Source organism: Pseudoxanthomonas gei (genome assembly GCF_010119615.1).
Classification (GTDB): Bacteria; Pseudomonadota; Gammaproteobacteria; order Xanthomonadales; family Xanthomonadaceae; genus Pseudoxanthomonas_A; species Pseudoxanthomonas_A gei.
Genome location: NZ_QOVG01000004.1, coordinates 320,334 through 332,530 on the forward strand (window position 1 = coordinate 320,334; position 12,197 = coordinate 332,530).

14 protein-coding genes are annotated in these 12,197 nt (G+C 65.0%); 6 read left to right on the forward strand and 8 right to left on the reverse strand.

All coding sequences use genetic code 11. The features are described from left to right. Positions 1-31 precede the first annotated feature (31 nt). Positions 32-478, reverse strand: a complete 447-nt coding sequence (locus DT603_RS08270) for a copper chaperone PCu(A)C (RefSeq protein ID WP_162349389.1) — start codon at positions 476-478, stop codon at positions 32-34. 38 nt (positions 479-516) lie between these two features. On the opposite strand from DT603_RS08270, the gene DT603_RS08275 reads away from it, so the two are divergent. After that, positions 517-1,293: an enoyl-CoA hydratase/isomerase family protein gene (locus DT603_RS08275; RefSeq protein WP_162349390.1), complete on the forward strand. Its 777-nt coding sequence runs from the start codon at positions 517-519 to the stop codon at positions 1,291-1,293. A gap of 219 nt (positions 1,294-1,512) precedes the next feature. Here DT603_RS08275 and DT603_RS08280 read toward each other — a convergent pair whose 3' ends face one another. The 3 genes from DT603_RS08280 to DT603_RS08290 form a co-directional block, all read right to left on the reverse strand. Beyond that, positions 1,513-2,358, reverse strand: a complete 846-nt coding sequence (locus DT603_RS08280; RefSeq protein WP_162349391.1) for a sulfurtransferase — start codon at positions 2,356-2,358, stop codon at positions 1,513-1,515. Next, the gene (locus DT603_RS08285) at positions 2,355-3,161 is read right to left on the reverse strand and encodes an NUDIX hydrolase (protein WP_162349392.1); all 807 of its coding nucleotides are present in this window, start codon (positions 3,159-3,161) and stop codon (positions 2,355-2,357) included. The genes DT603_RS08280 and DT603_RS08285 overlap by 4 nt, the downstream gene beginning before the upstream one ends. A gap of 245 nt (positions 3,162-3,406) precedes the next feature. Further along, on the reverse strand, positions 3,407-4,120 hold the full coding sequence (locus DT603_RS08290) for an FKBP-type peptidyl-prolyl cis-trans isomerase N-terminal domain-containing protein (protein WP_162349393.1): 714 nt from the start codon (positions 4,118-4,120) through the stop codon (positions 3,407-3,409). Positions 4,121-4,280: 160 nt separating this feature from the next. Here DT603_RS08290 and DT603_RS08295 point away from each other — a divergent pair, with 160 nt between their 5' ends. The 3 genes from DT603_RS08295 (at position 4,281) to nth (ending at position 6,270) form a co-directional block, all read left to right on the forward strand. Continuing rightward, on the forward strand, positions 4,281-5,063 hold the full coding sequence (locus DT603_RS08295) for an enoyl-CoA hydratase/isomerase family protein (protein ID WP_162349394.1): 783 nt from the start codon (positions 4,281-4,283) through the stop codon (positions 5,061-5,063). Beyond that, complete coding sequence (locus DT603_RS08300; protein ID WP_246191675.1) at positions 5,063-5,428, forward strand: hypothetical protein; 366 nt, start codon at positions 5,063-5,065, stop codon at positions 5,426-5,428. The genes DT603_RS08295 and DT603_RS08300 overlap by 1 nt, the downstream gene beginning before the upstream one ends. Before the next feature lie 155 nt (positions 5,429-5,583). Beyond that, a complete protein-coding gene (gene nth, locus DT603_RS08305; RefSeq protein ID WP_162349395.1) occupies positions 5,584-6,270 on the forward strand; it encodes an endonuclease III in 687 nt (228 codons plus the stop codon). Here nth and arsH read toward each other — a convergent pair. From arsH to DT603_RS08325, 4 genes are all read right to left on the reverse strand, one after another. After that, positions 6,267-6,962: an arsenical resistance protein ArsH gene (gene arsH, locus DT603_RS08310; protein ID WP_162349422.1), complete on the reverse strand. Its 696-nt coding sequence runs from the start codon at positions 6,960-6,962 to the stop codon at positions 6,267-6,269. The two genes, nth and arsH, sit on opposite strands and share 4 nt — an antisense overlap. Positions 6,963-7,021: 59 nt before the next feature. Next, positions 7,022-8,113 (reverse strand): ACR3 family arsenite efflux transporter, encoded by a 1,092-nt coding sequence (gene arsB, locus DT603_RS08315; RefSeq protein ID WP_162349396.1) that lies wholly within the window; start codon positions 8,111-8,113, stop codon positions 7,022-7,024. Further along, positions 8,110-8,556 carry an arsenate reductase (glutaredoxin) gene (gene arsC, locus DT603_RS08320; protein ID WP_162349397.1) on the reverse strand — a complete coding sequence of 149 codons (447 nt, stop codon included), beginning with the start codon at positions 8,554-8,556 and terminating at the stop codon, positions 8,110-8,112. Before arsC ends, arsB begins: the two co-directional genes overlap by 4 nt. Positions 8,557-8,631: 75 nt before the next feature. Further along, positions 8,632-8,967: an ArsR/SmtB family transcription factor gene (locus DT603_RS08325; protein ID WP_162349398.1), complete on the reverse strand. Its 336-nt coding sequence runs from the start codon at positions 8,965-8,967 to the stop codon at positions 8,632-8,634. A 164-nt stretch (positions 8,968-9,131) separates the two neighbouring features. On the opposite strand from DT603_RS08325, the gene DT603_RS08330 reads away from it, so the two are divergent. Both DT603_RS08330 and pstS read left to right on the forward strand, forming a co-directional pair. Continuing rightward, a complete protein-coding gene (locus DT603_RS08330; protein WP_162349399.1) occupies positions 9,132-10,316 on the forward strand; it encodes an OprO/OprP family phosphate-selective porin in 1,185 nt (394 codons plus the stop codon). A gap of 692 nt (positions 10,317-11,008) precedes the next feature. After that, positions 11,009-12,064: a phosphate ABC transporter substrate-binding protein PstS gene (pstS, locus tag DT603_RS08335; protein WP_211368349.1), complete on the forward strand. Its 1,056-nt coding sequence runs from the start codon at positions 11,009-11,011 to the stop codon at positions 12,062-12,064. Positions 12,065-12,197: the final 133 nt, after the last annotated feature.

Here is a 12,197-nt window from a genome sequence, read left to right on the forward strand (position 1 = left end):
TTCCACCGGCACAGCAGCCCCTACCCCGGGGTCAGGGAGCGGGCTTCCTGACCACCAGCTCGGACAGGATTTCGCGCCCATCCTGCAGCTTGAAATTCACCACCACCTTGCTGCCTTCCTTCAACGGTGCACGCGGCTGCATCAGCATCAGGTGCAGGCCGCCGGGCTCGAGGGTGACTGAATCATCGGGCGCCACGCGGAGTCGTTCTACCTGGCGCATGCGGTTGACGCCGTCGATGTTGCGGGTCTCATGCAGGGTGACTTCGCCGAAGGCGGCGCTGCTGGCCGACACGATCACCATCGGCATCCGGCATGGATTGGTGATGCGGCCGAAGCCCGCCATCATCGGCATGGCCACGGGCGGCAGGCGCACCCATCCTTGCGTCATGGCAGGCGCGCATTCGCGCGCGGCGGCATTGAAAGTGCTGGCGGCCACCAACAGCGCCAGCGCCCATTTCGCGATCAGTCGTTTGTGCATGGGCTTATGATATCCGCCGAACCTTCCGGAGACAGTGAATGAGCGCCCTGATCGAAACCCAGGACCACGGACCCATACGCGAAATCAGGCTGGCGCGTGCGCCGGTCAATGCGCTCAATACAGAGCTGTGCCGGGCCCTGATCGATGCCCTGAATGCGGCGGTCGGCGAAGGCGTACGCGGGGTGGTGTTGTCGGGAGGGCCGAAGGTGTTCTCCGCAGGCCTGGATGTGCCCCACCTGATGTCCCATGGCGACGATCGCAATGGCTTGCTGGACAGCTGGAGTGCCTTCTTCGGCGCCACCCGCACCCTTGCCGAACTGCGCATCCCGGTCGTGGCCGCGTTGACCGGGCACTCGCCGGCAGGCGGCTGCGTTTTGGCACTGTGCTGCGACTATCGCATCATGGCCCGCAGCCCGGATCCTTCCCGGCCGTTCGCCATCGGTCTCAATGAAGTCCAGGTGGGGCTGGTGGCCCCGGAAGGTATCCAGCAGCTACTGCGCCGCGTCGTCGGCATCTATCGTGCCGAGCGCCTGCTGGTGGCCGGTGAACTCGTTCCCGAAGCGCGCGCGCTGGAAATCGGCCTGGTCGACGAACTGGTCACGGCCGACCTGGTAGTACCACGCGCCATCGCCTGGTTGCAGCAATTGCTGGCGCTGCCATCGCATCCCATGCTGCAGACCCGCGCCATCGCCCGTGCCGACCTGGTCGCGGCCTTGCATGCGGACAACATCCAGATGGATCGCTTCCTCGAAGGCTGGTACGCCCCGGATGCGCAGCGCGCATTGCAGGCCTTGGTGAACAGGCTGGGCAAGTAAGCCGCGGCCGCAGAGCCGGGCTTCCCCGGTTGCGTTTCGGTCCGTGCGTTGCGACTGGATGGGGTCGTCGCGATGGTGGGTTCTTGTAGGAGCGACGCAAGTCGCGAAGCCAGGAAACCCTGGTCGTGGACCCTGTCGGCGATCAGGCGCTGCGTGCTTCGCGACTTGCGTCGCTCCTACACGCACCAGGTCCGTAGATTCGCCGTGGAAATGCCGGGGTCAGCGCGCGATCGGACGCGCGGGATCGCTGATCCAGGCGCTCCAGGAACCTGCATAGACGCGCGCCCCATGCAGCCCCGCGTGCTCCATGGCCAGCAGCAGGTGGCACGCGGTCACGCCCGAACCGCACATCACCACCACGTCCTGCGGATCGCGACCACCGAGCAAGGGTTCGATGGCTGCCTGCAATTCCTCTGCGGACCTGAAGTGCCCTGCTAGCAGGTTGTCGGCGATGGGACGATTCACCGCACCGGGAACATGGCCAGCAACCGGATCGATCGGTTCCACCTCACCACGGAATCTTTCCCCCGCACGCGCATCCAGCAGCCAGCCCGGCGCGTCCTGCAGACGCGACTGCACTTCCGAGGAGGTCGCAATGCGCGACCTGTCGAAGCCAGCCGGGTAAGGTGCAACTGCGACGGGCGGGTGCAGCTGCGAAGTTTCAGGCAGACCCTTCGCGCGCCATGCAGCCAAGCCGCCATCCAGCACGGCCACGCGCTCGTGGCCCAGCAACCTCAGCATCCACCACAGCCGCGCGGCGGCCATGCTGCCATCGCCTGCGTCGTAGACGACTACCTGGTCACCAGGCGCAATGCCCCACTCGCCCACCTTGCCGGCAAAGGTCTTTTCATCCGGCAACGGGTGTCTGCCCTCCCCCGCGAGTCCCAGCTGCGAAAGATCCACATTGAGATCGGCATAGGTGGCGCCCGGCAGATGCGAGGCGTCGTAGCCCGCACGCCCCGCGAGCGGATCCATCAGGCTGAAGCGGGCATCGATGAGTCGCACTTCAGCGTTGCCCAGTGCGGCAGCCAGGGCATCCACGTCAACCAGCGTGGTCCATTTCATGGGGCGCTTCCGGCGAGGCGTTCGCGCAGGTTGAACAGCATCGCCGCGGTAGCGCCCCAGATGCGCTGGCCGGGCCAGTCGTACTCCAGCACCGTGCGCCGGCGGCCCTTGTAATCGACTTCCACCCGGCGAAGGTTTTCCGGCGCCATCAGGAACTCCAGCGGCACTTCGAACACATCGGCCACTTCGTCCGGGTTGGGTACCGCCACATAGTCAGGGTCGATCACCGCAACCACCGGCATCACCCTGAAACCGCTGATGGTGGTGAAGGGATCCAGGAAGCCGAGCGGCATGACCTGGGAGACGGCCAAGGCGATTTCCTCGTGGCTTTCACGCAGCGCGGCAGCGACCGGATCGCGGTCGCCGGAATCGATGCGGCCGCCGGGGAAACTCACCTGGCCACCGTGGTGGCGCAGCCCATCGGTACGGCGGGTCAGCAACACCTGCGTGCCGTGCCTGCGTGGCACCAAGCCTGCGAGTACTGCCGATTCCACCGGGGGACCCGGCGGCAGCAGATCGGCAAGTTCCTCGTGGTTCCAGCCTTGCTCCATCGGCATGGATGCCAGCGGATGCAATGCGCGCATGATCGCGTGGCGCTCGCCAAGCAGGAATTCAAAGCCGGAGCGTTGCTGCTCCCGAACGGGCAGGACCGACTCCATCAGGCGCAGGCGTTCGTCATCGTTCATTTGCGACCAGCGGGCAATTTCCGAGGTGGTCCGCAGACAACCGCGGCAAAGCCCGTCATCTCCCAGGGTGCAGACGCCGGTGCAGGGGCTGAGCACGGCGCGGTAATCGGAATTCATGGAGTCGGACACCAGGGGAGCATAGCGCCGGCGCTGGCGTCGTGCTCCCGCAAACAAGGACTGCAGACAAAGCTACGCCGGCACTGGGCCGGCGTAGCTGGACTTCGTTGGTAGTGGCTTCGGAACTACACGTCACTGGATCCCCGCCTTCGCGGGGATGACATCGCTCGCTCAGTCACTGGATCCCCGCCTTCGCGGGGATGACATAGCGGCAAAGGCATTCACTTTGCGAATGCGCCGCTATGTCACTTGACGCTGACCAGCTTTACTTCGAAGACGACAGCCTGGTTCGGGCCGATCGGGGACTGCGGGGTGTTGCCATAGGCCTTGTCGGCCGGCAGCACCACTTCCCAACGCGAGCCGGCGGGCATCTGCAGCAGCGCCTCGCGCAGGCCGACCAGCGGAATCTCGCTGACCTTGATCGCCATCGGCGCCGGAGCAGTGGTCTGGCCCTGCTGCGGGCTGAAGGTATCGACGAAGGTGCGGCCGTCAGCCAGCGAACCCTTGTACTGCAGGGTCACGTTGCTGGCCTGGGTCGGCTTGGCGCCGCTGCCTGCTTCGATCACGCGGTACTGGATGGCGCTGCCCGGCAGGGTCTTGACGCCCGACTTGGCCTTGTTCTGGGCCAGGAAAGCATCACTCTTGGTCTTGTTCTCGGCGGAAGCCTTGTCGAACGCGGCCTTGGCCTTTTCGTTCTGGCGCTTCTGCATGGCTTCGACGGCGGTACGCAGCTGGGCAACGGGAACGGTGGGCTCCTTCTTGCCGTAGCCTTCCTGCAATGCCTTGATGACGGTGTTGACGTCAATGGCTTCGCCACTTTCGACCAGGTTGCGGCCGAGGTCGTAACCGAGCGCATAGCTCAGGTCGTTCTTGTTGGGGGCCGGCGTGGTTTGCGCGAAGGCGGAGCCGGCTACCAGGGTCAAGGCCGCGAGGGTGGCGGCAAGCAAACGCAACTTCATTATTGGCAAACTCCAGTTGTGGAAAGAGGCGGTCAAACCGCCCCGTCAGGACGCGCTAGGATAGCCGCCGGGGTGCTTAACCGCCAGTGACGGCGGGGTGTGTGACCCGCCTGCAGGGCCGAAGTTCCGCCTGATTTCCACTCATTACACGACTGCGACCATGACCGACTCCCCCATCACCGTCTCCCAGCAAGGCGGCATCTGCCGCATCACCGTAAATCGCCCCGACAAGCTCAATGCCTTGAACGCGGCCACCCTGGATGCATTGCACCTGGCATTCGGCGAGGCTGCCGAAGACCCCGGCACAAGGGTGGTGGTCCTCACCGGCGCCGGCGCCAAGGCGTTCGTGGCGGGGGCCGACATCGCCGAAATGGCCGGCCTGCGCCCCACGGACGCGCGAGACTTCTCGCTGCGTGGACAGCGTCTCATGCGTCGGATCGAGACCCTGCCCAAGCCCGTCATCGCAATGGTGAATGGTTTCGCACTGGGAGGCGGACTGGAGCTGGCCATGGCCTGCCACCTGCGTATCGCAGCCGATACCGCAAAGCTGGGCCAGCCCGAGATCAACCTCGGCCTGATTCCCGGCTTCGGTGGAACCCAGCGCCTGCTGCGCCTGGCAGGACGTGCGGCCACACTGGAACTGTGCCTGCTGGGCGCACCAGTCGATGCGGCGCGGGCCCTGCAACTGGGCATCGTCAATCGCGTGGTCGCCGCGGCGGATCTGGAAACCGAAACGATGAAGCTTGCCGAACAGCTTGCGGTCGCGGCGCCGCTGGCCTTGCGCGGCACCCTGGACGCGGTCAATGTCGGTGGCGAATGTGGCATCGAGGAAGGGCTGCAGTACGAGACCGCGCAATTCGGCCTGATGTTCTCCACCGATGACATGCGCGAAGGCACGCGTGCGTTCCTGGAAAGACGCAAGCCTGCTTTCAGCGGAAGTTGATGAAGGTCGCGGGCGCCAACGACACGCTGCGGCATGACTGCCTGCAAGCCGTCGTCTTGTCACGGCTGCTGGCTGCCGATGAGCTGGACGCGGCGCTTGAGGCGGGGCTGATGGCCTTCGTGCCCTGCCCTGCCTGCGATGCAGGTGCTGCCGCCGAATTGCAGGAGGCCCAGCGGAAAATCGCCGACGCATGGGCCGCGCGCGATCGCTACCGGGCCCGCAATACGCGGCTGGAGCGTCTGGAGTCCGAGCGCGAGGCGCGCCGAGCGCGCAGCCAGGTTGCCACCCGCACGGCACTGCCGGCAGCGGTAACGGCGGTGCTGGAACGGGCCAAGGCGCGAGCCGCCGAACGCGGTGCCAAATGAGCGCGAAGCGGGCTCGCAATACTTCAGGTGCGGAAGAGGCCTTGCGTGGCTCGCCCGCAAGGCCTGCCGCCATCGCTGGTTCCGTTATCGATGGCCGCGTCGGTCACGCAAAGCCATTGCCAACAAGGCCGGCGCGCGCAACAGCGCCAGCGGTCATGCCCACGGCGTCCTACCGGAAGGCAGCCGGATCAACCAGACTGAAGCCGGACGAAGTGCGCGAGATGTTCTCGCGCCTGGCCGAACTCAACCCGCATCCCACCACCGAGCTCGCCTACAGCACTCCTTTCGAGCTGCTGGTGGCCGTGATCCTGTCGGCGCAGGCCACCGACGTGGGCGTCAACAAGGCCACGCGCCGTCTGTACCCGGTCGCCAACACGCCTGCGGCGATCCTCGCCCTGGGCGAGGACGGGTTGAAGCCCTACATCGCCACCATCGGCCTGTTCAACGCGAAGGCGAAGAACGTCATCGCGACCTGTCGCATCCTGGTCGAGGAATATGCAGGCGAGGTGCCACGCGACCGCGCCGCGCTCGAGGCATTGCCGGGCGTCGGCCGCAAGACCGCCAACGTGGTGATGAACACCGCTTTCGGCGAGCCCACCATCGCCGTGGACACGCATATTTTCCGCGTTTCCAATCGCACTGGACTGGCACCGGGCAAGGATGTCCGCGCGGTCGAGGACCGGTTGATGAAGGTCGTGCCCGAGGACTACAGGCAGGATGCGCATCATTGGTTGATCCTGCATGGCCGCTATGCATGCAAGGCGCGCAAACCCGACTGCCCGCAATGCGTGATCCGCGACCTGTGCAGGTTCAGGGACAAGACGCCCGGGCCAGCGCCCTAGGAATTGCTGGCAGCGCTGGCGAACTCCGCCATCGCCTTCGCACTTTCCTTGCGCTCCGAATAGCGGTCGGTCAGCTGATCGATCTGCGGGCGCAGCAACAGGGTGAAACGCACCAGCTCTTCCATCACGTCCACGATGCGGTCGTAGTACGCCGAAGGACGCATGCGTCCAGCTTCGTCGAATTCCTTCCAGGCGGTGGCCACGCTGGACTGGTTGGGGATGGTGAACATGCGCATCCAGCGCCCCAGGATGCGCAGCGTGTTGACCGCGTTGAAGGACTGCGAGCCACCGGACACCTGCATCACCGCCAGCGTGCGGCCCTGGGTCGGCCGCACCGCGCCCATCGACAACGGCAGCTGGTCGATCTGCGCCTTCATCAAGCCGGTGACCTGTCCGTGGCGTTCTGGACTGCACCACACCTGGCCTTCGGACCACAGCGACAGCGCGCGCAGTTCATGCACGGCCGGATGGTCGTCGCCTGCAACCTGGTCCGGGAATGGCAGGTCGCGCGGATCGAAGATGCGTGTTTCCGCACCCAGCCACTGCAGGATGCGCGCCGCCTCTTCGGTAGCCAGGCGCGAGAACGAACGCTCGCGCAGCGACCCGTACAGCAGCAGGATGCGTGGCGCGTGGCCCGCGTCGCCCGCTTTCCACAGCGGGGAGGGCAGCAGTTCCCGCTGTAGCGCAGGCATCACGTCAGCGTCGTGCAGCAACCGCAGGCGATCGACGGGCGCGGTTTGATTCATAAGGTTCATGGCGCCGCTTCCGGTGCATTGCGAACCGCGAGTGGAGCGGTGTCGACGAAGTAACGGCGGCCCAGCCACAAGGCAACGTGCACGAGTGCAATCAGCACCGGCACTTCCACCAGCGGGCCGATCACCGCGGCGAAGGCAACCGGCGAGGCCAGGCCGAAGGCGGCAATGGCCACCGCGATGGCCAGCTCGAAATTGTTGCTGGCCGCCGTGAAGGCAAGTGCGGTGGTGCGCGGATAATCCACGTCGATCCACTTGCCCATCAGGAAGCTGACCACGAACATCACCAGGAAGTAGATGGAGAGCGGCAGCGCGATCCGCAGCGCATCCACGGGCAGGCGCAGGACATCGCCACCTTTCAGGCTGAACATGGCGACGATGGTGAACAGCAGCGCCACCAGCGTGAACGGCCCGATGCGCGGCAGGAACACCTGCTCGTACCAGTTGTCGCCCTTGCGCTGGCGCAACACCCGGCGGGTCAGGTATCCGGCCAGGAAGGGAATACCCAGGTAGACCAGCACGGCCCTGGCGATGGTCCAGAAGCTCACATCGACCACCCTGCCCGCCAGCCCGAACAGCGGTGGCAGCACGCTCAGGAACAACCACGCATACACGCTGAAGAACAGGATCTGGAAGATCGAATTGAACGCAACCAGCCCGGCCACGTACTGGTTGTCGCCACAGGCAAGCTGGTTCCAGACCAGGACCATGGCGATGCAGCGCGCCAGTCCGATCAGGATCACGCCGGTCATGTATTCGGGCTGGTCGTGCAGGAAAAAAACCGCAAGGCCGAACATCAGCACCGGTCCGATCAGCCAGTTCTGCACCAGCGACAGCAGCAGCACGCGGCGGTCGGCGAATACGCGGTGCAGTTCCTCGTAATGCACCCTGGCCAGGGGCGGGAACATCATCACGATCAGCCCGATGGCGATGGGCAGGTTGGTGCCGCCCACCGAGAGCTGTTCCATCAGTTGCGGCAGCCCCTTGAACGCTGCGCCCAGGACAACGCCCAGTGCCATCGCGGCGAAAATCCACAGGGTCAGGTAGCGATCCAGGAATGACAGTCGCCGTGGCGATGGCAAGACGCTCATGGTCCGTCCTGCACGCGCTGCCCGCGATCATCCACGACGCGCTCGCCATCTTCCTTGGTGAACGCGCCACGCTGCCCCTGCGGCAAAAGCTCCAGCACGCGTTCGGAGGGACGGCACAGGGCAACGCCCAGTGGCGAGACCACGATGGGCCGATTGATCAGGCTCGGGTGCTGCAGCATGGCATCGACCAGCGCCGCATCGGCCAGATCCGGATTTCCCAGGCCCAGCTCGTCGAAAAGCGTGCCCTTTTCGCGCAGCAGCGCGCGCGGGCTGATGTCCATGCGGGTAATCAGCGACTCCAGCATCGTGCGGCTGGGCGGCGTCTTCAGATACTCCACCACGTGCGGCTCGATGCCGGCATTGCGGATCATCGCCAGGGTGTTGCGCGAAGTACCGCATTCGGGGTTGTGGTAGATGACGATATCGGGACAGGAAGATGTCATGTGCGTGCTCGATTCGATGTGGGCTGGAAGACGGCGGGATTTTCGTTCAAGAATGGGCAGCGCCGGAAACCACTACTACGCGCGCTTGCGCCTGGCCTTCGCGGCGCCCGGCTTGCAAGCCGAGGGTTCGCCCGCGCAGCAGTTCTCGGTCAGGTAGTCGACCAGGCCCTGCATGGCGGTGAAGTTGGCGCGGTAGGTGATGCTGCGGCCGGCCTGGTCCGAATCGATCAGGCCGGCCTGCGCCAGCGCCTTGAGGTGGAATGACAGGGTGGACGCACTCATGCCCAGCCGGGCGATCAGGTCGCCGGGCGTGGAGCCGGAAGGGCCCAGCTGGACCAGATGGCGGAACACGGCCAGGCGCGACTTCTGTGCAAGCGCGGCAAGGGACACGACAGCGGACTCGAGCTTCATTATTCGATAATAGTGGAATTATCGAAACTGGCAAGTGGCACGCGACACGTCGCGCGACATGCATGCAAAAGTGTCACGGCAGCGAAATAAGACAGCTTTGTCACAATAACGCCATCTTCACGGACTAGCCTGCGCGGCATCTTCCCACTGCCGCAGGGCTTCCCATGAAACCGTACCGCTCCCTCCTTACCCTCGCCCTGCTAGCGGCGCTGGCCGCTCCCGCCGCGCATGCCGAAGTCGCGCTCGATGTCATCGGCGGTTCGGAAATTTCCTTCGAAGGACTGGTCCAGGCCGACTTCTACAACTTCGACACCGATGGCATCGACTACGGCGCCGATGTCTCCACCGACCTGGACGGCAAGGATTACCTGCAGGAACTGCGCCGCGCCGAACTCGTGCTCAAGGGCAAGGGCCCGGGCAACATCGAATGGGTGCTGGGCTACGACGCCAAGGACGACAAGTGGCTGGATGCCAACGTCAAGTACAAGTTCGGCAACAACGCCAACCATTTCATCCAGGTCGGCCAGTTCAAGCAGCCCGGCGCGACCATGGAAGAGTTGTCCTCGACCAAGAACAACGACTTCATTTCCAAGTCCTCGATCACCAACAGCCTGGGCACGCCGCGCCGCGTGGGCGTGCAGTACAACTATGGCGACAACAACTGGGCGCTGACCGCCAGCTACTTCGGCCGCGAACTGACCCGCAACCGCGAGCATGGCAGCGGCTATGCCGTGCGCGGCTACTGGGCCCCGATCAACGAGGCCGGCAATATCCTGCACTTCGGTGCCTCCTACATCGACAAGGACACCGACAGCGACGGCATCCGCCTGCGCGCCCGCCCGATGGCCGACATGGTGCCCACGCGCTTCGTCGACACCGGCAGCAGCCTGACCAGCGCCGCCAGCCTCAACAACCACACCGACCGCGTCAGCGTGATCGGCGCCGAGGCCCTGTGGGTCACTGGCCCGTTCAAGCTGCAGGGCGAATACATGACCATCGACGCGCAGCGTTACGGCGGCCCGGCCGACTTCACCGGTAGCGGCTACTACGTGTCCGGCCTGTGGAACCTGACCGGCGAGACCTGGGGCTACAAGGCCGGCGTGCCGACCACGCCGCTGCCGAGCGAGCCGACCAAGGGCCTGTGGCAGCTTGGCCTGCGCTATGACGCCATCGACCTGACCGACGGCGCAGTGGTCGGCGGCGAGATGGACAGCATCACCGCGGGCGTCAACTGGTACTGGCGTTCCAACTTCAAGTTCATGCTGAACTACGCGATGGTCAACCAGGAAAAGGGCGTGCTGGAAGACAATCCCAACATGCTGGAAGCGCGCGTCCAGTTCTACTGGTAATCCGCAACCAATCGCTCCTCTCATTGCTTCATTTCAAGCGCGGCCCAAGGCCGCGCTTTTTTTTGCTTCGCATCCGTGCAACCGCTGCGTGGCCGGGACCATCAGCCCCGCCCCGGTATCGGCTTGAGCCGGCAGCTTGCCCATGTCCAGGCCGTCCGCGCAATCCCCGGCGGCCGGCCGGGAGCGGAGGTGGATCGCCCCGCTCCGCCGATTGCCGAGGCATGCCGGGTTAGGTCACCGAGCTCTGTCGAGGAGTAGCGGACCTCTGCGATGGGGTCGCCGAGCTGTATGGAAGGGTCCGGGACCTCTTCGGAGAGGTCGCGGAGCCATATGGAAGGGTCCCGGACCCATCCGGAGAGGTCGCGGAGCCACACGGAAGGGTTCCTGACCCATCCGGAGAGGTCGCGGAGCCGTATGGAAGGCTCGCGGACCTATCCGGAAAGGTTCTGGAGCTATACGGAAAGGTCCTGGAGCTATACGGAGAGCTCCCAGTCATCTCCGGCGAGCCGGCCGGGTTATCCGACGGCCGCGGCGGCCGGCCGCCTCGACACCCGGCGCCAGCGTGCACAGGCCGTTGCCTCTGCAAGGCTTCCTTCTACCGTCGAGGGGTGAATCGGACACCGGCGTCATCTGCCTGTCATCCAGCAGTCGCGGCACTGTCACCCAATGGTTATGGAATAGCCGCGAGCGGGATGACCCGCATCATCCACTTCCCAGGAGCCCACCCAGTGTTCAACTCCCTCAAATTGCGCGTCGCGGTGCTGGCCATCGCGGCCGCCTTGTCGGCCAATGCAATGGCCGCCGATGTCACCGGCGCCGGTGCCTCGTTCGTCTACCCGGCCATGTCCAAGTGGTCGGCCGACTACGCCAAGGCCAGCAGCAAGCAGGTCAACTACCAGTCCATCGGTTCCGGCGGCGGCATTGCCCAGATCAAGGCTGGCACGGTCGATTTCGGCTCGTCCGACGCGCCGCTGAAGCCCGACGAACTGGCCAAGGCCGGGCTGGCGCAGTTCCCGTCCGTGATCGGCGGCATCGTGCCGGTGATCAACGTGCCGGGCGTCGCCGCTGGCGCGATGAAGCTGGATGGCGAAACCCTGGCCAACATCTTCCTGGGCAAGATCACCAAGTGGAACGACCCGGCCATCGCCGCCCTCAACGGCGGCCTGACCCTGCCCGACGCCAAGATCACCATCGTCCACCGTTCCGACGGTTCGGGCACCACCTTCAACTTCGTCAACTACCTGTCCAAGGTCAGCGGCGACTGGAAGAGCCAGGTCGGCGAAGGCACCACGGTCAAGTGGCCGGTGGGCATCGGCGGCAAGGGCAACGAAGGCGTGGCCGCCTACGTCAAGCAGATCAAGGGCGGCATCGGCTATGTCGAACTGTCCTACGCGCTGCAGAACAAGATGTCCTACTCACGCCTGAAGAATGCCGAAGGCAACTTCATCGTCCCCAGCGACGACAGCTTCGCCGCGGCCGCCGCCAGCGCCAACTGGGGTGCCACCAAGGACTTCTACCTGGTCAACACCAATGCCCCGGGTGCGCAGTCCTGGCCGATCATCGCCACCAATTTCATCCTGATGTACAAGCAGCCCAAGAATGCCGCCGGCGCCAAGGGCGCCAAGGAATTCTTCCGCTGGGTCTACGCCAACGGCGACGCGCAGGCCACCACGCTGGGTTACGTGCCGCTGCCGGACGCGCTGGTCAAGCAGATCGAGACGTACTGGTCGCAGAACATGGCGTATTGAACGAAGGGCTCTCTCCCCCAGGTCGTTCAGGGGCGCGGACCGGAAGGTCCGCGCTTTTTTTGTTGGGAGACGGAAGGCGGGAGGTGAGCAGGAAGCAAGTACTGAAACTCGCCGCCCGTCCACGCTCCCCGCC

Coding starts and splice junctions, on each gene's coding strand:
- DT603_RS08270 (WP_162349389.1), bottom strand. CDS start 478: ATGCACAAACGACTGATCGCGAAATGGGCGCTGGCGCTGTTGGTGGCC.
- DT603_RS08275 (WP_162349390.1), top strand. CDS start 517: ATGAGCGCCCTGATCGAAACCCAGGACCACGGACCCATACGCGAAATC.
- DT603_RS08280 (WP_162349391.1), bottom strand. CDS start 2,358: ATGAAATGGACCACGCTGGTTGACGTGGATGCCCTGGCTGCCGCACTG.
- DT603_RS08285 (WP_162349392.1), bottom strand. CDS start 3,161: ATGAATTCCGATTACCGCGCCGTGCTCAGCCCCTGCACCGGCGTCTGC.
- DT603_RS08290 (WP_162349393.1), bottom strand. CDS start 4,120: ATGAAGTTGCGTTTGCTTGCCGCCACCCTCGCGGCCTTGACCCTGGTA.
- DT603_RS08295 (WP_162349394.1), top strand. CDS start 4,281: ATGACCGACTCCCCCATCACCGTCTCCCAGCAAGGCGGCATCTGCCGC.
- DT603_RS08300 (WP_246191675.1), top strand. CDS start 5,063: ATGAAGGTCGCGGGCGCCAACGACACGCTGCGGCATGACTGCCTGCAA.
- nth (WP_162349395.1), top strand. CDS start 5,584: ATGCCCACGGCGTCCTACCGGAAGGCAGCCGGATCAACCAGACTGAAG.
- arsH (WP_162349422.1), bottom strand. CDS start 6,962: ATGCCTGCGCTACAGCGGGAACTGCTGCCCTCCCCGCTGTGGAAAGCG.
- arsB (WP_162349396.1), bottom strand. CDS start 8,113: ATGAGCGTCTTGCCATCGCCACGGCGACTGTCATTCCTGGATCGCTAC.
- arsC (WP_162349397.1), bottom strand. CDS start 8,556: ATGACATCTTCCTGTCCCGATATCGTCATCTACCACAACCCCGAATGC.
- DT603_RS08325 (WP_162349398.1), bottom strand. CDS start 8,967: ATGAAGCTCGAGTCCGCTGTCGTGTCCCTTGCCGCGCTTGCACAGAAG.
- DT603_RS08330 (WP_162349399.1), top strand. CDS start 9,132: ATGAAACCGTACCGCTCCCTCCTTACCCTCGCCCTGCTAGCGGCGCTG.
- pstS (WP_211368349.1), top strand. CDS start 11,009: ATGACCCGCATCATCCACTTCCCAGGAGCCCACCCAGTGTTCAACTCC.